Annotated in this window: 22 protein-coding genes; 12 read left to right on the forward strand and 10 right to left on the reverse strand. The window is 57.8% G+C overall.

Annotated features, from left to right (window positions below):
* Positions 1 to 23 precede the first annotated feature (23 nt).
* Positions 24 to 635, forward strand: a complete 612-nt coding sequence (locus tag DWB63_RS15220; RefSeq protein ID WP_128329717.1) for a LysE/ArgO family amino acid transporter — start codon at positions 24 to 26, stop codon at positions 633 to 635.
* Positions 636 to 716: 81 nt separating this feature from the next.
* On the opposite strand, the gene DWB63_RS15225 is transcribed toward DWB63_RS15220, so the two are convergent.
* Complete coding sequence (locus DWB63_RS15225) at positions 717 to 1,007, reverse strand: hypothetical protein (protein WP_128329718.1); 291 nt, start codon at positions 1,005 to 1,007, stop codon at positions 717 to 719.
* Between the two features lie 90 nt (positions 1,008 to 1,097).
* Here DWB63_RS15225 and DWB63_RS15230 point away from each other — a divergent pair, with 90 nt between their 5' ends.
* The 9 genes from DWB63_RS15230 (at position 1,098) to DWB63_RS15270 (ending at position 6,233) form a co-directional block, all read left to right on the forward strand.
* Positions 1,098 to 1,541, forward strand: a complete 444-nt coding sequence (locus tag DWB63_RS15230) for a cereblon family protein (RefSeq protein ID WP_128329719.1) — start codon at positions 1,098 to 1,100, stop codon at positions 1,539 to 1,541.
* Between the two features lie 53 nt (positions 1,542 to 1,594).
* Positions 1,595 to 2,386 carry an HD domain-containing protein gene (locus DWB63_RS15235; RefSeq protein ID WP_128329720.1) on the forward strand — a complete coding sequence of 264 codons (792 nt, stop codon included), beginning with the start codon at positions 1,595 to 1,597 and terminating at the stop codon, positions 2,384 to 2,386.
* A gap of 32 nt (positions 2,387 to 2,418) precedes the next feature.
* Positions 2,419 to 3,051 (forward strand): YigZ family protein, encoded by a 633-nt coding sequence (locus DWB63_RS15240; RefSeq protein ID WP_128329755.1) that lies wholly within the window; start codon positions 2,419 to 2,421, stop codon positions 3,049 to 3,051.
* Between the two features lie 73 nt (positions 3,052 to 3,124).
* On the forward strand, positions 3,125 to 3,568 hold the full coding sequence (locus DWB63_RS15245) for a hypothetical protein (RefSeq protein ID WP_128329721.1): 444 nt from the start codon (positions 3,125 to 3,127) through the stop codon (positions 3,566 to 3,568).
* Positions 3,569 to 3,665: 97 nt separating this feature from the next.
* Positions 3,666 to 4,265, forward strand: a complete 600-nt coding sequence (locus tag DWB63_RS15250) for a LemA family protein (RefSeq protein ID WP_128329722.1) — start codon at positions 3,666 to 3,668, stop codon at positions 4,263 to 4,265.
* Between the two features lie 13 nt (positions 4,266 to 4,278).
* Complete coding sequence (locus DWB63_RS15255) at positions 4,279 to 5,034, forward strand: TPM domain-containing protein (protein WP_128329723.1); 756 nt, start codon at positions 4,279 to 4,281, stop codon at positions 5,032 to 5,034.
* A 3-nt stretch (positions 5,035 to 5,037) separates the two neighbouring features.
* The gene (locus DWB63_RS15260; RefSeq protein ID WP_128329724.1) at positions 5,038 to 5,301 is read left to right on the forward strand and encodes a hypothetical protein; all 264 of its coding nucleotides are present in this window, start codon (positions 5,038 to 5,040) and stop codon (positions 5,299 to 5,301) included.
* 11 nt (positions 5,302 to 5,312) lie between these two features.
* Positions 5,313 to 5,957: a TPM domain-containing protein gene (locus DWB63_RS15265; protein ID WP_128329725.1), complete on the forward strand. Its 645-nt coding sequence runs from the start codon at positions 5,313 to 5,315 to the stop codon at positions 5,955 to 5,957.
* 81 nt (positions 5,958 to 6,038) lie between these two features.
* Complete coding sequence (locus DWB63_RS15270) at positions 6,039 to 6,233, forward strand: hypothetical protein (RefSeq protein ID WP_128329726.1); 195 nt, start codon at positions 6,039 to 6,041, stop codon at positions 6,231 to 6,233.
* Positions 6,234 to 6,275: 42 nt separating this feature from the next.
* Here the strand turns inward: DWB63_RS15270 and DWB63_RS15275 are convergent, their stop codons facing one another.
* From DWB63_RS15275 to ilvN, 5 genes are all read right to left on the reverse strand, one after another.
* Positions 6,276 to 7,496, reverse strand: a complete 1,221-nt coding sequence (locus tag DWB63_RS15275) for an HDOD domain-containing protein (RefSeq protein WP_128329727.1) — start codon at positions 7,494 to 7,496, stop codon at positions 6,276 to 6,278.
* 32 nt (positions 7,497 to 7,528) lie between these two features.
* Complete coding sequence (locus DWB63_RS15280) at positions 7,529 to 8,404, reverse strand: protein-glutamate O-methyltransferase CheR (protein WP_128329728.1); 876 nt, start codon at positions 8,402 to 8,404, stop codon at positions 7,529 to 7,531.
* A gap of 111 nt (positions 8,405 to 8,515) precedes the next feature.
* Positions 8,516 to 9,595: a butyrate kinase gene (gene buk / locus DWB63_RS15285; RefSeq protein ID WP_128329729.1), complete on the reverse strand. Its 1,080-nt coding sequence runs from the start codon at positions 9,593 to 9,595 to the stop codon at positions 8,516 to 8,518.
* On the reverse strand, positions 9,592 to 10,536 hold the full coding sequence (locus tag DWB63_RS15290; protein WP_128329730.1) for a bifunctional enoyl-CoA hydratase/phosphate acetyltransferase: 945 nt from the start codon (positions 10,534 to 10,536) through the stop codon (positions 9,592 to 9,594). Before DWB63_RS15290 ends, buk begins: the two co-directional genes overlap by 4 nt.
* A 3-nt stretch (positions 10,537 to 10,539) precedes the next feature.
* A complete protein-coding gene (gene ilvN / locus DWB63_RS15295; RefSeq protein ID WP_128329731.1) occupies positions 10,540 to 11,019 on the reverse strand; it encodes an acetolactate synthase small subunit in 480 nt (159 codons plus the stop codon).
* Positions 11,020 to 11,162: 143 nt separating this feature from the next.
* On the opposite strand from ilvN, the gene DWB63_RS15300 reads away from it, so the two are divergent.
* Complete coding sequence (locus tag DWB63_RS15300; RefSeq protein WP_241648883.1) at positions 11,163 to 12,605, forward strand: DASS family sodium-coupled anion symporter; 1,443 nt, start codon at positions 11,163 to 11,165, stop codon at positions 12,603 to 12,605.
* 10 nt (positions 12,606 to 12,615) lie between these two features.
* A complete protein-coding gene (locus DWB63_RS15305) occupies positions 12,616 to 13,551 on the forward strand; it encodes a universal stress protein (protein ID WP_128329732.1) in 936 nt (311 codons plus the stop codon).
* Between the two features lie 225 nt (positions 13,552 to 13,776).
* Here the strand turns inward: DWB63_RS15305 and murI are convergent, their stop codons facing one another.
* From murI to DWB63_RS15325, 4 genes are all read right to left on the reverse strand, one after another.
* Entirely contained in the window at positions 13,777 to 14,616 is an 840-nt protein-coding gene (gene murI, locus DWB63_RS15310; protein WP_128329733.1) for a glutamate racemase, read from the reverse strand.
* Positions 14,617 to 14,745: 129 nt separating this feature from the next.
* Positions 14,746 to 16,011, reverse strand: a complete 1,266-nt coding sequence (locus DWB63_RS15315) for an HDOD domain-containing protein (protein WP_128329734.1) — start codon at positions 16,009 to 16,011, stop codon at positions 14,746 to 14,748.
* Positions 16,012 to 16,072: 61 nt separating this feature from the next.
* Positions 16,073 to 16,984 carry an HD domain-containing protein gene (locus DWB63_RS15320; RefSeq protein WP_128329735.1) on the reverse strand — a complete coding sequence of 304 codons (912 nt, stop codon included), beginning with the start codon at positions 16,982 to 16,984 and terminating at the stop codon, positions 16,073 to 16,075.
* Between the two features lie 5 nt (positions 16,985 to 16,989).
* Positions 16,990 to 18,228 carry an HD domain-containing phosphohydrolase gene (locus DWB63_RS15325; RefSeq protein ID WP_128329736.1) on the reverse strand — a complete coding sequence of 413 codons (1,239 nt, stop codon included), beginning with the start codon at positions 18,226 to 18,228 and terminating at the stop codon, positions 16,990 to 16,992.
* Positions 18,229 to 18,272: the final 44 nt, after the last annotated feature.

Below are 18,272 nucleotides of genomic sequence, written 5' to 3' on the forward strand. Positions count from 1 at the left end.
GGGGAAGGGGAGGCATCACACACATGACACCATTCATTCAGGGATTCGGCATGGGAGGCGGGCTGATCGTGGCCATTGGGGCACAGAACGCGTTCGTGCTCACCCAGGGCGTCCGGCGCAACCATCATCTTGCCGTGGCTGCCCTGTGCATTCTCTGCGACGGCCTGCTCATCGGGCTGGGCGTCACGGGCGTGGGCACCCTGGTGGCGACCAACCCCACCCTGGGCCTGTTCGCTGCCTGGGGCGGGGCGGCGTTTCTGGCATGGTACGGGTTCACGGCCCTGAGGGCAGCCGTGCGCGGCGGCTCCATGGACGCGCAAGGCAATGCGGGCAAGGGACTGAAACACACATTGATGCTCACCCTGGCAGTGACCCTGCTCAACCCCCACGTCTATCTCGACACCATTGTGCTCATGGGGTCGATCAGCGGCCAGTTCCCGACACCGGCCCGCTATGTCTTCGGCCTGGGCGCATTCGCGGCCTCCACGGCCTGGTTCCTTTGCCTGAGCCTGGGCGGACAAATCCTTGCCCCGCTGTTCCGGCGCGAAATCACCTGGCGCATCCTGGACGGCGCGGTCTGCCTGACCATGTGGACCATTGCGGCCTCGCTGGTCGGTCCCATGTTCGCGTCATAGTCGGCTATTTTCTTCTCAAAAAAGCAACAAATAGCACACTATATTTTGCGCAACAACTTAGCATTAAAAGAAAATAATATATTACCCCCTATCGGCCTCATCCTGCCGACCCAAGGCGAAAAGCCGCTCCCAATCCAGGGGAATGAGGTTGCAACGGTTCTTCCATTGCAGGTATTCCCACCCTTCGTTCGGGATGGTGCGCACCAGCACCTTGTTCACGAACTGCCTGGCGTTGTCGCCGCAGCATTTGCAGGCCCAACCGCAGATGTCACAGGTACACCCGCCGGTCTTGATCATCTCCTTGGCTGTGCCGGAGTTATCGCAACAGGCATCGCACAGCCTGAGATAACCGGGGTCGATTTCTCGGATCATGTCCAAAATTTACGGACCGGATCGGGAACGGTCAAGTCCGGCTTCATTTTCCCGGTTCAGTGCGGTATAGCTCTTTAGCGGAGAGCCACCATGACTGTAAAATACAAACCAGAACCTGCCCGCGCCCTGCGCGGCGAACCGGATACGGACGCCCCGTCTGCATCGGGTGACGCGAAACGGCTGGACCGGACCGAGCCGATTCCCCACGAGACCGGCAGCGTACTGGTATGCAGGGTCTGCCGGTCAAGAATCACCCGGCGCGATTTGGGCATGGAGGTGCACGGCAGCCACCGGCATGTCTTCTTCAATCCCCACGGGCAGGTTTTCGAACTGGGCTGCTTTGCCTCGGCCAAGAACATCCTGCCCACCGGTCCGAAGACAGGTGAATTCACCTGGTTTTCTGGCTTTGACTGGCAGGCGGTAGCCTGCACCGGATGCATCACACATCTTGGTTGGCGTTACACCGGGTCCCACGGCGGATTTTTCGGTCTGATCCTGGCCTCCCTGATTGAAGAACCGGGCATCAAACCATAAAACCTGAGCGGTCCAGGCTGGCAAGACAACCCTCTATCCTGATAGAACACCCCATGCACACACAACAGATCAGACACTGCCTGGATTGGTTCGACGTCTTTACACGGGATCATCTTGATCGGGCAACCGGAGAGGTCCACGGCCTGGTACGGCGCAAGATATCCCACACCATGCGGGTCCTGACCCATGTGCGGGGCATCCTCAAGGAACTGCAACCGGGCGATGATCTGGCTCAAGCCGCTGAAATCTCGGCAATCCTGCACGATGTCGGCCGTTTCCCCCAGTTGGTGGACCGCGAAAGCTTCGACGATCATGTCGGCTACAACCACGCTGAAGAAGGAGCCGCGATTCTGTCCGGGATAGACCTTCTCTCCTCCATTTCAGGGCATTGGCGTGAGGTGGTCCTGACCGCCATCCGATATCACAACCGGGACGTCACTCCCGAAGGCATGGAAGCGGATGCCCAAACGGTCCTGGAAATTCTGCGCGATGCGGACAAACTCGACGCCATCCGCTGCAATCTCAAGTACATGAACCCGGATACGCTCCACGGCAAGGCCCTGAAAAGCGGCCTAACCTGGCACAAGACCGAGGTGTCCCCCGATGTGGTGGAACTGACGCTGAAACGCCGACTCATTCCCTTCAAGTCCATCAACTGGTCCAACGACTTCATCCTGTTCCTTTGCTGCTGGATTTACGACCTGCACTTCCGCTACGCCTATTGCCACCTCAGGCAGTCCGGCAACTATGAGGGGTTATTGGCCATGCTGCCGGACCACAACGAATTCGATCTGGTCAAGACGCAGCTGAGGGCCGACCTTGAAAAGCGGTGCGCCCGCCCTTGACCCTCCTTGAAGCGCCATACTACACACGGGACATGTCGGACCGCTATCCCATTCCCGCTGCCTTCCACCGCGTGGAGGAGACCATCAAGCGCAGCCGGTTCCTCACGTCCATTGCCCCTGCGCCCGATGCCGGAACCGCCAGGGAATTCATCGCCCGCATCAAGGAAGAATTCCCCGATGCCACGCATAACTGCTGGGCCTTCAATGCCGGACCGCCGGGCGACACTGCATCGGTCGGGCTGTCCGACGACGGGGAACCGAGCGGCACTGCGGGCAAACCCATGCTGAACGCCCTGCTGCACTCCGGGATGGGCGAGATTGCCGTGGTGGTCACCCGCTACTTCGGCGGGACAAAGCTGGGCACAGGCGGCCTGGTCCGGGCGTACACCGGCATGGTCAATCTCGGCCTGGAGAGCCTGCCCGTGCGGGAGATGGTCGTGACCCTGACCCGGTCCGTTGCCATTCCCTACCCTGCAATAACTTTGTTCAAGCGTATGCTCCCGGAATTCGAGGCGGAAATCCGGTCCGAAGCCTTCTCCGACATTGCCGGTTTCACCGTTGAACTGCCGGAAGAACATCTGGCCGATTTCACAGCAAAACTGACGGAGTTGACGGACGGTCGGGCTGAAATTCATGAAAAATTCAGCGAACACCGGTTGCGGTAACTCGCCAAAACACGTTAACATAAAGAAGTTTATTGGAAATACCGGGGTAACAGCAAGGCTTGAAGCAGGTTCCATGTCCACACAGAAATTACGCGCAATATACAAACAACTCTCTGACAAGATAAACACTTCCCAAGAAGCTGCCCTGTTCGAGATCAAGGAGTTGAAGGCCGACCTCAACGAACTCCAACGATATCTTTCCGGGCGCAAGAAAGAGACGGATATCCAACCGGATGACCTTTTACGCTCCGCCTATGAGATAGCCCAGTTCCTGCGCGACATGCAGACTCGCAAAGAGGTCCTGGCCGAAATGGAAGACGTGGCCGCCGGAAACGAGGCCGAGGAATACCTCCTGTCCCGTGGGGCCAAACTGCTGACCCGTCCCGCAGGATGGCATTTCCAGACCTCCAAGGAGCGGTTCCTGCTCCATGAAAAAGACGTGGTGCAGGCGGCGGCTGAGCTGCGCAAGCTCCTGGCCGCAGGCAAGCGCCTCAAGAAGCCCAGAAAAAAGAACTAGGAATCCGATTGCCATGCACTGCCCCTCCTTGACTTTTCCCAAGCGGGCCGCATCTGTAAGTAATAATATACCAACCCCAACCTACGGGAATCAAACGATGCTTAAACGATTTGTCTTTGCCCTTGCGGCCCTGTTCACCGTCATGTCCCTGGCCGGGTGCGGCTACAACTCCATGCAACAGCAGGAAGAAGAAGTCTTCGGCGCATGGGCCAACCTCGAAGCAGCCCTGCAACGCAGGTCCGACCTCATCCCCAATCTCGTGGCAACGGTCAAGGGCGCGGCCGCCCATGAAAAAGAGACTCTGACCGCCGTGGTCGAAGCCCGGGCCAAGGCCACCCAGACGACCATCAGCCCCGACATGCTCACGGACAAGGCCGCCCTGGCCAAGTTCCAGGCCGCCCAGGGAGAGCTTTCCTCTGCCCTGTCCCGGTTGATGGTGGTGGTGGAACGCTACCCCGACCTCAAGGCCAACCAGAACTTCCTGGGCCTGCAACACCAGTTGGAAGGCACGGAAAATCGCATCAACGTGGCCCGCCAACGCTACAACGACGCGGTCAAGGCCTTCAACTTCGCCATCCGCAAGTTCCCGAACTCCCTGACCAACTCCGTGCTGCTCCACCTGGATCGCAAGGAATTCTTCCAAGCCGATCCCGGAGCCAAGGAAACGCCCAAGGTCAACTTCGGAACCGAGTCCTAGGGAGAGCGTGGCGGTGCGCAGACTCCTTAACTTCATACTGGGCGCGATCCTTGTCCTGACCCTGGCGCCCAATGCCCTGGCTCTGGACGTCCCGGCCTACACCACCCGGGTCAACGACCTGGCAGGCATGATTTCCCCGGCCACACGCCAGGAAATCGAGGCCCGGCTGGCCGACCTGGAGGCCACGGACTCCACCCAGGTGGCCGTTCTGACCATCCCTTCCCTTGAAGGGGAATCCATCGAGGGATTCTCCATCCGGGTGGCCGACGCCTGGAAGGTGGGACAAAAGAACTTCGACAACGGCGTTATCCTCCTGATCAGCAAGGAAGATCGCAAAATCCGCATCGAGGTGGGCCTCGGCCTGGAAGGGCAACTGACGGACGTGCTGGCCGGACAGATCATCGACAACGTCATCACCCCGCTCTTCAAGGCGGGCGACTTCGATCAGGGCATCATGGACGGCGTCACCGCCATCAGCGGCGCGGTTCGCGGCGAATTCAAGGCAATAGAAAAGAAGCCGAAAAGCAGGCTCAACCTGCTCGCCATCCTCATCGGCCCCATGATCTTCATCATCCTGTTCACTGAAAAATTCGGACGCAGCAGGACCAGCGCAACCGGCGCCAACGCAGTCCGACGCAGCGCCCCAGGCTTCATATTCCTCCCCGGCCCACGCACAGGTGGCGGCGGTGGCGGGTTCGGTGGCGGCGGCGGGTTCGGTGGCTTCGGCGGTGGAGGGTTCGGCGGCGGCGGTGCGAGCGGCGGCTGGTAGATCATGTCGGTCGATTCGGAAATGGGCTTCTGGAACTGGTTCGCATTTATTTCCATTCTCGCGCTGCCCGTCATTCTGACCATAAGCGACATCGTCCACCGGTTGTTGGTGGGCATGAAGATCGACTTGTGGGACTCGTTGTTCGGGTTTGGCGGCTTGATAAGCTGTGCCCTTGGCAAGGGCGGCGTGGACAATATAACCTCCTTCAAAGGCGGAGGGGGCAAATTCGGCGGCGGCGGCGCTTCCGGGGGCTGGCAGGCCCGATAGAGGTTTTTCCAATGAGTACAAAAGCGAACGAGTTTCTCACCCAAAACGAGAAAGACACACTCATCAGGTGCGTACAGGAGGTCGAATCCAAGACCTCCGGTGAAATAGTACCGGTCATCAGTTCAATGAGCTACGAGTATCCTCGAGCCGGACTCCTGGGCAGCCTTGTATGCAGCTCCCTGGCGGCCATCGGACTGACCCTGGCCCTGGGCCGTGAGGACATGTGGGTCTTCCTCGGCCTGTTCCTGGCCCTGTACCTCTGCTTTTCCCGGCTGTTCGATGCCGTCCCGGCCCTCAAGAAACCCTTCATCTCCAAACGCGAGATGCGTGAAGAGGTGGAGGAAGCCGCGTTCACCGCCTTCTATCGCCACGGCCTGCATGACACCCGCGACCAGACCGGCATCATCATCTACGTCTCGGTCTTCGAACGCTCGGTCCAGGTGTTGGCCGACAAGGGCATCAACGACCATGTCGATCCGGCGGTCTGGGCAGAAGTGGTGTCCTTGATCACCGCAGGCATCAAGAGCGGAAAACCGGGCGAAGCCCTCTGCAAAGGCGTGGTCCGTTGCGGCGAGCTGGTGACTGGGCACTTCCCGATCAAGCACGACGATACGGACGAATTGCCCAACCTGATCATTGAAGGCGACCCGAGCTAAACAAAAAAGTCACCCAAGGGTCACCCAGCCGCAATACGGCTGTAACCTCCGTCTGGTTTCCTGCGTGCAAGGAGACCCGGAATGTATGCAGTCGCATCCGCCGCAGCCCTGCTGCTGATCCTGTTTGCAGGACTCACTGTCTTGAGGCTGTCTGTTCGCACCAGTCCCAATGCGGATCTGGTCGCCGACCTCCTCAACTTCGCGAACCAGAATCCCCCTCTCAACCGCCCTCCCTCAGGGCAGCCCCAGGACACAAGAAAGCGCATCATGTCTTGAACACGATGCGCTGCATATCCACTACGGCAAAAGGGCTGTTTCCTAGAAAAACGCCCCCATGACGATGTCTATCTGTTCCTTGTACTGCTTCACGGCATCGTTCAGGACTGTTTCAGGGTCAATGCCCAAAAGCTTCCAGGCTTCCTCGTCCATGCCGGGCATGACGTACATGCCGCCCTGGGCTATCTCCACCGCATTGGTCAGGTTGTCGGCCACATGGATGATCGCCGGTTCCAACGGGTTGGGAAACTCCATGGGATTATGGTGATAATTGACCATGTTGGACAGTCCTTCAGGGAATTTCCATGACTCAAGCAGGGGGGTGCTGATGTCCGTATGGATGAAATCCATGACAGACAGTTCAGCCTCGACCAGCGGGATGGAGTTCTCGCGGGCGAAAAGCATGGCCTCGGTGGAGGCATAGGGCAACTTCTTGAACAGGATCAGACGACCGACATCGTGAAGCAGACCGCCGATGAAGAACCGTTCAGGGGACAGTCCGGTCTGAGTGGCCGCCAGAATCTTGGAAAAAATCCCGCAGGAAATGGAATGGCGCCAGAACGTCTTCATGTCCACCAACTCTGGCGGTATATCTTTGAAATAATTGATCGCGGAGATGCCAAGCGCCAGTGTGGACAGCTCCTTGCCTCCCACCAGGGCCACGGCCCGGCTGATGGAGTCGATGGTCTGCGGGAACCCGTAGAGCGGGCTGTTGACCAGCTTGATGAGCTTTGCAGACAAACTCATGTCCGTACTGACCACTTTGGCGATGCGGTCGGCGGATGCGGAATCGTCTTCGAGCACTTCCTTTATGCGGAAAAAAATATCCGGGAAGCTGGCCAATTCGGTCTCGTGTTTGACGATAGTCGCAGGGGAACCCATGCCCCGGATGAAGATATCCTCGAGATGCTCCACGTTCGAAGCCCTGCGCTGGCTGAGATCCGGCAACTTCCACCCCTCGGCGACCCTGGCCGCCGTAAGGTCCAGTGCGATGCGGAACATCTCGATGACCGGCTCGGAGTCCGGGTTCACGTACAGGAAGTAGTCCCGGACATAGTCCTCGATTTCCAGAAGGGTTTGGTCATCCAGTGCTCCCACGTCCGGCACAACGTCGGCCTCGGTGACACCGATCCGGTTGAGCAAGACAAGATGGCGCTCCTCCAGCTCGGTGCCGCCTTTGAAGAGCAGCCTGCCATCCTTGGCAACCAGATCAGAGGCCAGGATCATGCCTGCCTTCAGCTCATCAAAGTGCTTGATACCCAAAACAACAACCTCCGATAGCGGGATATACCCCCCTATTCTTCCTTCTTGTAGACTATGGCCCCAGCTTGGTGGACCGGTTTGAATGTCTGTGAAATCTTGTGCAGCGACTCGGAATGACCGACCAGCAGGCATCCCCCGGGCAGCAGGTTGTCGTAAAACGACTTGATTACCTTGCGCTTCATGGCCTCATCAAAATAGATGATCACGTTGCGGCAAAAAACGATATGCGATCGGGGAACCCGCTTCAAGGCCAGGGGGTCATTCAGGTTCATCTGTTGAAACTTGACCAGACCGCGCACCCGCGGATCTATCTCCCATCCTGCGGCGACCTGCTTGAAATACCGTTTTTTCAACTCGTCGGGCGTGGTCTTGAAGGCGTAGTCGCCGTATATTCCGGTCTGGGCCCGTTTGATCATCTCATCGGACAAATCCACTGCGGTAATGGAAATCTTCCACCGGGCCAATTCGATCTTGAGGGTTTCAAGCAAAAGGATGGCCAGGGTGTATGGTTCCTCGCCGGAAGAGCACCCTGCGGACCAGATGTTCAGCTCCAACCTGCCGGCCTTGCGCTGCTCATCGAGCTTGGTCTTGAGTACATTTTCCTGAAATGAAGACAGTTGTTTCATGTCCCGGCAAAAGCTGGTTTCGTTGGTCGTCACCAACTCGAAGAGATGCTTCAGCTCCTGATTCTGCCGGTCAACCTTCAAATACTTGATGTAATCGGCAAAGCTGGTGAGACCCAGATCGCCCAGCCGCTTGGAAAAACGGCTCTCGAATAAATACTTGCGTTTGACATCCACGAAGATGCCGCTTTTTTCATATATGAAATCACGAAGTTGGATGAATTCATCATCCGTGATCCTTACGCTCTTTCGTAATGATGTCGATTTTGAAAACAAAGAACCCATGCAATGCTATCCCCTATTGAAACCCTGCCTTACACACCGCCCATAACTAGACTTTTAGACAGTTATAGGCTCAATAGCTTTTCTTGTTACAAATAACAACTGATTGGGGAATCAACCGTATGTACGAACAATTGCAGCGTCTTTGAGCGCCCGCATGGCCCCGGATGCCAATGCCTGCATCTCCACTTCGCCGGGCACAACCTCCACCCGCCCAAAGGGACTGACAAGCCGCACCACTTCCTCCATCAAGGGACGGCTCCGTGCCAGCCCTCCCGTCAGGATAATCGCGTCAATGTCCAACTCACCGTCCCCGGACACCAGGGCCGGAATCATGGAAGCCACATACCGGGCGATGCCGTAAGCCATGCTCCTGAATACCAGCCCGGCCTGCTCGTCTCCGGCCTCCATCCTGACAACGGTTTCACGCGGATCATTTGTTCCCAGAAGGGCGAACATCCCGCCCTGCTTCAAAACCGCATGCCTGATATCATCCGCTGAGCGTTGCCCGCTGCTGACCATATTCAGAACCGGGACCACAGGCAGGCCGCCCGTGCGCTCGGGAGTGAACGGACCTTCGCCGTCCAGGCCGTTGACCACGTCCACCACCCGCCCAAGACGGTGCGCTCCGATGGAAACGCCGCCGCCCATATGGCATACGATGAAATTCGAGGACTCGTACTCCACGCCCAGCCGCTCCGCCACCAAACGGGCCACACCTCGCTGGTTCAGGGCATGAAACAGACTGCGTCGTTCCAATCCGGGCAGCCCTGTCAGCCTGGCCTTGTCCATCATCTCGTCCGTGACCGCAGGGTCCACCACGTATGCAGGCACACCCCATTGCCGGGCCAGAGACAGGGCCAACATGCCGCCCAGGTTGCAGGGATGCTCCCCGTAAAGGGCCGATTTCAGATCGGACACCATTTTGTCTGACACTTCGTAAACGCCCCCGTCCAGGGGACGGAGCAACCCGCCGCGACCTACCACTGCCTCTATGCGGCTCCGGTCCGTGCCGGTCTTTTGCAAGAAGCCGACAATGGCCTGCATGCGAAAATCAAACTGATCGGCCACCCGCTTGAAGCGGTCAAGATCGCTGTGGTCATGCTGCAATTCTTCTGATGCAACGGGCTGACCTCCTTCAAACAAGGCCAACTTGGTGGACGTGGAACCGGGGTTGAGAACGAGTATGCTCACGAGTCGCTCCTTTTGGCCAGCACCGAGGCCAAAGCTATGGAGTGAAACTTGCTGGCATCGGAATCCCCGCGTGACGGGACCACCACAGGCACCCGGCTGCCCACCACCACGGCGGCCATGGTACAGCCGGAAAGCGTGCTCAGGGACTTGTACAGGACATTGCCCGCCTCAATGTTCGGGGTCAGCAGGATATCCGCATTCCCGGCCACGGGATCATTGAAGCGCTTGGTGGCGGCAGCCTCGCGGGATACGGCCAGGTCAAGGGAGAGCGGCCCCAACACCCTGGCGTTGCCGAACTCTCCCTGCCGCGCCATCTTGGTCAGGATGTCGCCGTCCAGGGTGGCGGGCATAGCCGGATAGTTGATCTTTTCCGTGGCCGCCAGGATCGCGGCCTTGGGCTCTTCCATGCCGAGCTTGCGGGCCACGTCCAGGGCGTTCTTGAGGATGTCCACCTTACGCTGCAGGGTGGGCGCAATGTTCACACCCGGATCAGTCATGATCATGAGACGCTTGTCCAGGGGAGACTCGAACACCGCCACGTGGCTCAGGATACGCGAAGGGTGCGGCACCCCGGTCTCCTTGTTGAGCACGGCCTTGAGCAGCGTGGCCGTGGACACCAATCCCTTCATTATGAGCTGGGCCTCGCCGTGCCGGAACAACTGCACCGCCTCGAAAACAGCTTTTTCGTCGTCAGTGATATGGATCTGCCGAAAAGGAGAAATGTCCAGACCGCGTTCATCCGCGATACGCCGGGTCTCCTCCATGTCACCTATGAGGACCGGCTCTGCCACGCCCTGGGCGAATGCCTCCAGCCCCGCCCGAAGCACAAACCCTTCTGCGGACCGGGCAATGGCCACCTTGGGCATGGTCCCGCCGGGACCATGATCCAGCGCAGCCTGTACCAGGCCCTCAAGGCTGGTAATGGGAGTATATGCTGCCACGGTCTATTCATCTCCGCGCTTGAGCGCGATCATACCGGACCGGCACATGGACTTGATGCCATAGGGCACGAGCATCTTGATCAGCCCGTCCACACGCTCCTGGTCGCCGGACAGTTCCACAGTGATCGTCTCCTGGCCCATGCCCACGACATTGGCCCGGAAAACCTCAAAAATCTGCATGAGTTGGCCGGTCTGGGAACGGTCCATGGCCACCTTGACCATGACCAGCTCCCGATCCACGAAGCCCTTGCGTGACAGGTCATCGATCTGGATGACCACGTCCAGGGAATCCAGAAACCGCTCCACCTCATCAATGGCCGCGTCGTCGCCGTCAACGCAAAGCACGATGCGGGAGACTTCGGGATTCTCCGTTTCCCCGGCAGCCAGGGACAGGATGTTGGCATTATATCTACCGCACTCCATGGCCATCTGCGCCAGGACTCCGGGTTCATTCTTACACAGGGCGGACAATGTGCGTTTCAAGGGTGGCTCCTTGGTTTCAGTTCTTGAATTGCCGGTGATCAACCGCACCAGCCGATGATACCTCATCACCCGGCCATTGAAAAGTCTCCGGCAATGAGGCTGAACCGGAACAACGCTTTCAACTGGCGACAGCACTCAAGGATGTGTATACTGCCGATATCGTGATCCATTACATCCGAGAAAAACGCTGGTTTTTCATCACCCTGGCCCTTCAGGCCGCCATGATGCTCCTGCCCGCCCCGGACGGCGTAACCCCTGACGGATGGATGGTATTGATCATGACCGTGGGCGCGACCATCCTGTTCGTCACCGAACCCATCCCCCTGCCAGCCGTGGCCCTGCTCATCATACTCGGCCAGGTTTTCCTGCTCGGGCTGGACTCCTCCATAGTGGCCAAGTCCCTGATGAAGGACTCGGTCCTGTTCATCATGGGCTCCCTCATGCTGGCCGTGGCCCTGGTCAAACAGAAGCTGGACAAGCGGCTGGCGCTGCTCATCGTCCGCGTCACAGGATCAAAGACATACAACATCGCTTTCGGCATCTCCGTCTTTTCCGGCATCCTGGCGTCCTTTGTAGGTGAACACACGGTGGCGGCCATGATGCTGCCCGTGGCCCTGTCCCTGCTGCAACTGGCCACCGACGACCCGGACAAACGGCGCGCCCTGGCTGTACTCTTTCTCTTTTCCATCTCCTATGCCTGCGCCATGGCCGGTATCGGCACTCCGTCCGGCGGAGCGCGCAACGCCATCATGCTCGGCTACCTCCGCGACTTTTTCTATGCGGCGGACGACCCTGCGACCTATTCCTATTCCGTCAGCTACCTGGATTGGATGATATATGCCTATCCCATTTTCCTGGTCCAGCTCCCGCTCATGCACCTCATCCTGCGCTATACGTTCAAGACGGACATCACGGACCTCGGCCCGGCCGTAAAACAACTCAAGGAGCAGGTGGGCAATGAGGGAACGCTTACCGGGCGCAACTACATGGCCATCTTCCTGTTCCTGGTGACGCTCGTCGGATGGGTCGGCTTTTCCTCTGAAGTGGGCATGGGCACCATAGCCATTCTGGGAGCGGTCCTGTTTCTGATCACCGGACTGGTGCGCTGGCAGGATCTCAATACCGGCGTGAACTGGGGTGTAGTGCTCCTCTATGCAGCCGCCATTTCCCTGGGCGTTCAGATGCGCGACACGGGCGCAGCCGCCTGGGTGGCCGGGATGTTCATGGACATGCTTGCCCCCCTGGGCATGGACAGCGGCATGGGCCTGCTGGCCGCGGTCATGGTCCTGACCACCTTCATCACCAACACCATGAGCAACGGCGCAGCCGTGGCCGTGCTCGGCCCCATTGTCCTGGCCATTGCCGTGGGAACGGAAACCAACCCGTTGGCCGTGGGTATGGTCACAGCCGTTTCCAGCGCTTTCGCCTACTTCACGGTTATCGGCACTCCCGCTTCCACCATTGTTCACTCCTCGGGCTACCTGCGTCCCTCGGACTTCATGAAGGTGGGCTGGCGCATGGCACTGATGTCCTTTGCCGTCTTGCTGTTGGCATCGAAACTATACTGGCCCCTGACCGGGCTGTAAGGAGTTGTTCATGAAACAGGATGACGAAAGACTCCGCATCCTCATATGCATCGGCGGCGGCCCGGAGGCGTACGCCGGTCTGCGCTACGCCGCTCGATTGAGCAAGAAGACCTGCGCCAACATCGACCTTCTCTATGTCCGCCAACAGGACAGCGGCCTCCAGTCCGGGGGCATGGAAGTACGTGTGGCCCGCGAAAACATCCTGGATTGGGGGCTGGAACTGCCCGGCATGACGCACCTCAAGAAAGCCCGCGACATCCTGGTGGAACTCGGTGAAATCACGCCCGACGCCAACAGGGACTGGCGGCACCTCGAACTGTCCGGGGACCCGGCGGGCGAATATGTCCGGGAATATGAAAACCCGTGCGGCGGCACGATCTCCCTGCGTTTGCGCACGGCCACGGACGTGGTCTCCGTGATCACGAATGAAGCCGACCTGTGTGACGTGGACATGATCATCGTGGGCGCTTCGCCCGAACCCCTGACCGGCCTGAAAAAGTTCCTGTCCCGCAAGCCCCTGGCACTCCAGGTGGCCGCCCATTCGAAACACTCGGTAATCGTGGCCCGCCACCTTGAGCCGGGACACGGCCATCTGGTCTGCGTCCAGGACACGGAACGGTCACGGGCCATGCTGTCCTCCGCCGTCCGATACGCCCACGCCTGCCAATGCCCGGTCTCCATCCTGTCCGTGGCCCCGGCCGAGGCCGACAGACCCTCGGCCCAAAAATCCGTGGATGAAGCCGCCGCCCTGTTTCTGGCAAACGGCATCACCCCACACGAGACCCTGGTGGAAGTCGGCGATGCCGTGGATACCATCATCACCATCGGCTATGACTTTTCGCTCATCCTGCTCCCGGAATCGCCCAAACCCTGGTTCTCCAAAGGCTCCAGCGTAACCCACGAAGTGGCCGAAAAAGCGAGAAATTCCGTCATGATCGTGAAATAAAACGCCTCCGGCGGCCGGCCCCCCATCCCCTCCTGTTCCTAAACTTTCTGGTGCCGCTTCGCGGAAATACAAAAAGACCACAGCCTGTAAAAGCTGTGGTCTTTTCTTTTCGTTGTCGTGCACCCTCGCCGAAGGCGCACCAAAAAGTTCTGAAGGGGGAGTCCAGAGGGGGAAACTCTTTCAAGAGTTTCCCCCTCTGGCCGCCGGAGGCATCCCTCCAATGGCTTAAAGATCTACCAATTCGACATCTTTTTCAGATATGGCCGTCCCCAGGAAGCGGGTGCCGGTGCGGGCGAAGCGGGCGGCGTCGTCGGTGGTCAGATAAAGGGAGCCGCCGCAGCCGTTTTCCGGCCTGATCAGATCCAGGCGGGTCAATTCCGCAAACACGGTTTCGGCCGTAGTGGCGGCGGAATCCACTATGGTGGTCTGCTTGGGGACCACTTTTCTGATGGCCGAAGCAAGCAAGGGGAAATGGGTACAGCCGAGGACCAGGGTGTCGGGGATGACGGGATGCTCCGTACCCGAGGCCGGCTTGAAAACCGGGTCGAGATAGCGGGCGGCAACGGCTTCCGGGATCTGGCCCTCGGTCCAGCCCTCTTCGGCCAGGGCCACGAACAAAGGACAGGGATGGCCGAATATACGCGAGGTGGGAGCAATGGCATGAATGGCCCGCTGGTAGGCACCTCGAGCGATGGTTGATTCCGTGGCAATGACTGCTATGGCCCGGTTTTTACTGGCCGCGCAGGCGGCGCGTGCACCCGGATCGACCACGCCGACAACCGGAATCTCGGGATAGGCGGCCCGCAAGGCATCCAGGGCCACGGCAGAGGCCGTGTTGCAGGCCACCACCAGCAACTTGATACCGCGCTTGATCAGTTCCGATCCGCACTGCACTCCATATCGGGTGACGGTCTGGGGTGATTTGGTGCCGTAGGGGAGTCGGGCCGTGTCACCGAGATAGATGACATCCTCGCACGGCATACGCTCGCGCACGGCCTTGAGCACGGTCAAACCGCCCACACCCGAATCAAACATGCCGATAGGCAATTTCGCTTCTTTCTTCATGTTTCCAGGCTCCTTGGATCACAGGCTCTACCTGTGCGGCCCAAAACCAACACATTTTCTTGAAAAAGTCTAAACGAATTGCTTACTGTCTAGAGAAAGCTGTTGCCGAGCGGCAAGGAACAACGACAGTCACCGGGCATCAGCAGATGAGGCGTGAGCGCTTCCGAGCATTTTCAGAGCCCAGTTGCGGGACTGAACATACACAAGTTCGGCCTGAGATGACTCAAGTCCGACCTTCTGGAGACGCTGGAAGGTCTCTTCCCACTGGCCGCGCTCATAGCTACTGACCAGACGCAGAAGATCATGAAGGCGGCCCTCTCCCATCAAGGCCTGCTCTACAGACTCTTCCAGAGGAAGAAGTTTCAGGATTTCATTCATCTTGAGACCCAACATTGCATCAAGCAAAGAGAAAAGCCCGGTCATGAACAGGGAGTCCGGCACACAATCGTCCAGGTTGGAGCTGTCGCAGACGGATTCGAGAAATTTAGCCCGCTGTACGGCCAGATAGGCCAACTCACCCGATCGAGGCGTGGTGTTGAAATCGGCTATGAGAGCACTGCGCAGCCACTGCTTGGCCTGAAGCATACCCATCATATCGATGGCCCGCTTGACCGACGAGACCTTCTCTTGAAGACCAATGCCCGCGGAATTGATGTAGCGGAACAGACGATAGGTCAGACTCGGGTCAGACCTGAGTATTTCTCCCAGCCGGGCGGGTTCAAGATCCGGCTTGGACAACTCGCTCAAAATCTGAAGCTTGGTAATTATACTGGAAGACAGCTTTTTCCCGGGAATGATCTCGGGCTTGCTGAAAAAAAACCCTTGAAACAGCGAAAATTTCTTCTTTTTTAAAAAGTTGAAAGTAGCTACATCCTCCACTTTCTCGGCCAGGAGCATGGCCCCTTCGGGTATTGAAGCGAGGGTGGAACGAATGCACCCCGGATTGGCATTCAGAGCCAGGATGTCCACCTTGACGATATCTGCCAACTCCAGAAACGGCTTGAGTTCGGCCTGCCCACAATAATCGTCCATTGCCAGGGTGTAGCCGGCATCCTTGAGCCTGCGGGCGGCATCCAGAACTTCGTCCATGGCCCTGACGTTTTCCAGAATCTCGATTATGCACCGGTCCTTGGGCAGGGCAAAACCAGCATCTTCGATGAGAAGCTGTTCCGGAAAATTGATGAGGATTTTGAGGTCCGGGTTGATACCTTCCGAAGCCAGGGCCAGTCCGTCGGCAATGACGGATGAAGTAGCTTGGGCCTCGTTGTCCACCACTGCCACATTTTCCTCGTTGGAACGGAACAGCAACTCATAGCCCCAAACGGTCTCGTCCGAACGAAAAACCGGCTGTCTTGCTATGAAAAGCGTTTCAAAGGAAGGATTCTTTTGGACCATGTCTGCAACATACTACTTTCTGCTGCAGAGACAACATTATTATATCTGTTTTAAAGCCTTGTTACAGGTCTTCATCAAAGGTATCCCCGCGACGCAGGCTGGCCATGAACATATCCAGGTCATCGTTGGATTCGGCCAGAATCTTGTCCAGATAGGCCAGATTGCGCTCAATGGCCTCATGATAAAGATCCTTGTCCACATTCCAGCGCCCCTTGAAGTAGTGATACATGTATCTGTCCACACCGTTGAATTCGTCATCGAGCCGTTTCCGGGCAACCACCTGATAGAAGGTCCGGGTTTTGAGCAGGAGATCAAACGCGGAATCGTATCCGGGCAGTTTCGCTTCCTGGAACTCCTCGAAAAGCAGAAGCAGCTTCTCCAGATAATAGCGGTCGGCAATCTGGGCCAGCAGATCGGCACTGCCCACAAAAAAACCCATTTGCTGCATGGCTTTGGTGCGGAAGGCTATCTTGGAGGGGGACATGGCCAGAATGGTGCACCGGATGCAGTCCGCGATATCCTCGATATCGTCCTCCTGCAGGATTCCTTCCAGGTTACAGCGCATGAACTGTATGGACCGCTCCTCGTGTCCCACAGTATGCTTGGCCCCGGTGCCCTGGGTGTCGTCCACGTCCTGTATCAGCCCGACATCATGGAACAGGGCGGCCAGCAATCCCTTGCGGCAGTCGTCCAGAGTGAAACCCTCACCCTGATTCAAAGCCCCGTAGATGAGGCGAACCGTGGCAAGGACAACGGAGCAGGTATGCTCGAAATCATGATATCGGGTGTTGCTTGCGCGATAACCGGGATAGTTGCCATAAAACAACTTTTCCACATCCTCGAAAGCCCGTCTGAAGATTTTCCCTTCATATCCAGGGAAAAAGATATTCAGGACATCTTCCGATTCACGACGGACGCATTCCACGTCTGCCGGGTCCACATAATCATACAGCTTGACCTTGGGAATAACCATGCAACCTACTTTAAAGCGGATTCCTTCCACTTGTCGCGGATGGCCTTGATGACATCGAAGATCTCGATGAATATCTCGACCACTTCCGGATCGAAATGGGTGCCTGCGTCACTTTCCAGAATTCCCAGACATTTTTCATCAGGGAAAGGATCCTTGTAGGACCGGGGAGAGGTCAAGGCGTCAAACACGTCGGCCACGGCGCAGATCCTGGCGGAAAGCGGGATGGATTCGCCGTTGACGGGCGACCCGCCCATGTCTGGCGATTCGTTCCAGACCTGATCGATGGGCACAGACGGATACCCGCGCCCTTCCCATTTCTCGTGATGATACAGGGCGATCTCCATGGACATGCGGTCCAGTTCAGAGGTCTGGTTCCTGAACAGCCGCGCCCCGTATATGGTATGCCACTTCATGGTGTCATACTCTTCATCCGTCAATTTGGCCGGTTTCTTGAGGATGTTGTCGGAAATACCGACCTTTCCCACGTCGTGCAGCATGGCGGCCAGCCGCAGGTTGTCCCGGGCACGCTTGATATCGTTGGCGCGGTGTTTCCGGCGGGCGGCCCAGGTACCGTATATCTCGGCACAATAGGCGCCGACACGCTGAACATGCGCCCCGGTCTCGGAAGGGTCGCGCAACTCGGCCATCTGCATCATGCGCAGGATCAACTCACGGTTCATGATACCGCGTTCGATAGCCACGGCGGCGTTGTTGCAGAACAACGGAATGTATATTTTGGCTTCTTCGTCGAACGGCACCACCTTGCCCATCTCGTTCTTGGCGTTGATGAGCTGCATGACGCCCACCAGGCGGCTTTCCTGGGCAATGAGGGGGATGGTCAGCATGCTGGTGGTCCGAAAACCGGACTTTTCGTCAAAGGACTTGTTGAAAGAAAAGGGCAGGGTCGCATCCAGCTTGTAGGCGTCATCGATGGAGAGGCTTTGCCGGGTCTTGGCCACGTAGCCGACAATGGATTTCTCGCTGATGGGAATGCCGAAATTCTGATACAGGGCGGCGTTGGCGGTTTCCTTCTTGAACAAGGTGTCGTTCTGGACGTAGCTGAACAGGAGGCAATTGTCCTCAACGAGGAAGATCGAACCGGCATCAGCACCTGTAAGCTTTCGTGATTCATACAGTATTTTATCAAGAATGGTATCAACATCCTTGAGCTGGTTGACCTCGTCAGTGGTCTTGAGAATGTTCATTACCGCATCATCACGATTGGCAAAATGGTCCGTGCCCATACATGTCCCCCCTTAAATGATATGGTCATGCTATCGCCCAATAT

Origin of the sequence: Pseudodesulfovibrio sp. S3 (assembly GCF_004025585.1) — a bacterium.
Lineage (GTDB): Bacteria > Desulfobacterota > Desulfovibrionia > Desulfovibrionales > Desulfovibrionaceae > Pseudodesulfovibrio.

Bases quoted from the DNA above. Each gene is read 5' to 3' on its own strand.
- DWB63_RS15265 (WP_128329725.1), top strand. From the start codon at position 5,313: ATGAGTACAAAAGCGAACGAGTTTCTCACCCAAAACGAGAAAGACACA.
- DWB63_RS15225 (WP_128329718.1), bottom strand. From the start codon at position 1,007: ATGATCCGAGAAATCGACCCCGGTTATCTCAGGCTGTGCGATGCCTGT.
- DWB63_RS15240 (WP_128329755.1), top strand. From the start codon at position 2,419: ATGTCGGACCGCTATCCCATTCCCGCTGCCTTCCACCGCGTGGAGGAG.
- DWB63_RS15315 (WP_128329734.1), bottom strand. From the start codon at position 16,011: ATGGTCCAAAAGAATCCTTCCTTTGAAACGCTTTTCATAGCAAGACAG.
- DWB63_RS15250 (WP_128329722.1), top strand. From the start codon at position 3,666: ATGCTTAAACGATTTGTCTTTGCCCTTGCGGCCCTGTTCACCGTCATG.
- DWB63_RS15280 (WP_128329728.1), bottom strand. From the start codon at position 8,404: ATGGGTTCTTTGTTTTCAAAATCGACATCATTACGAAAGAGCGTAAGG.
- DWB63_RS15270 (WP_128329726.1), top strand. From the start codon at position 6,039: ATGTATGCAGTCGCATCCGCCGCAGCCCTGCTGCTGATCCTGTTTGCA.
- DWB63_RS15320 (WP_128329735.1), bottom strand. From the start codon at position 16,984: ATGGTTATTCCCAAGGTCAAGCTGTATGATTATGTGGACCCGGCAGAC.
- DWB63_RS15235 (WP_128329720.1), top strand. From the start codon at position 1,595: ATGCACACACAACAGATCAGACACTGCCTGGATTGGTTCGACGTCTTT.
- DWB63_RS15325 (WP_128329736.1), bottom strand. From the start codon at position 18,228: ATGGGCACGGACCATTTTGCCAATCGTGATGATGCGGTAATGAACATT.
- DWB63_RS15260 (WP_128329724.1), top strand. From the start codon at position 5,038: ATGTCGGTCGATTCGGAAATGGGCTTCTGGAACTGGTTCGCATTTATT.
- DWB63_RS15305 (WP_128329732.1), top strand. From the start codon at position 12,616: ATGAAACAGGATGACGAAAGACTCCGCATCCTCATATGCATCGGCGGC.
- DWB63_RS15220 (WP_128329717.1), top strand. From the start codon at position 24: ATGACACCATTCATTCAGGGATTCGGCATGGGAGGCGGGCTGATCGTG.
- murI (WP_128329733.1), bottom strand. From the start codon at position 14,616: ATGAAGAAAGAAGCGAAATTGCCTATCGGCATGTTTGATTCGGGTGTG.
- DWB63_RS15230 (WP_128329719.1), top strand. From the start codon at position 1,098: ATGACTGTAAAATACAAACCAGAACCTGCCCGCGCCCTGCGCGGCGAA.
- DWB63_RS15245 (WP_128329721.1), top strand. From the start codon at position 3,125: ATGTCCACACAGAAATTACGCGCAATATACAAACAACTCTCTGACAAG.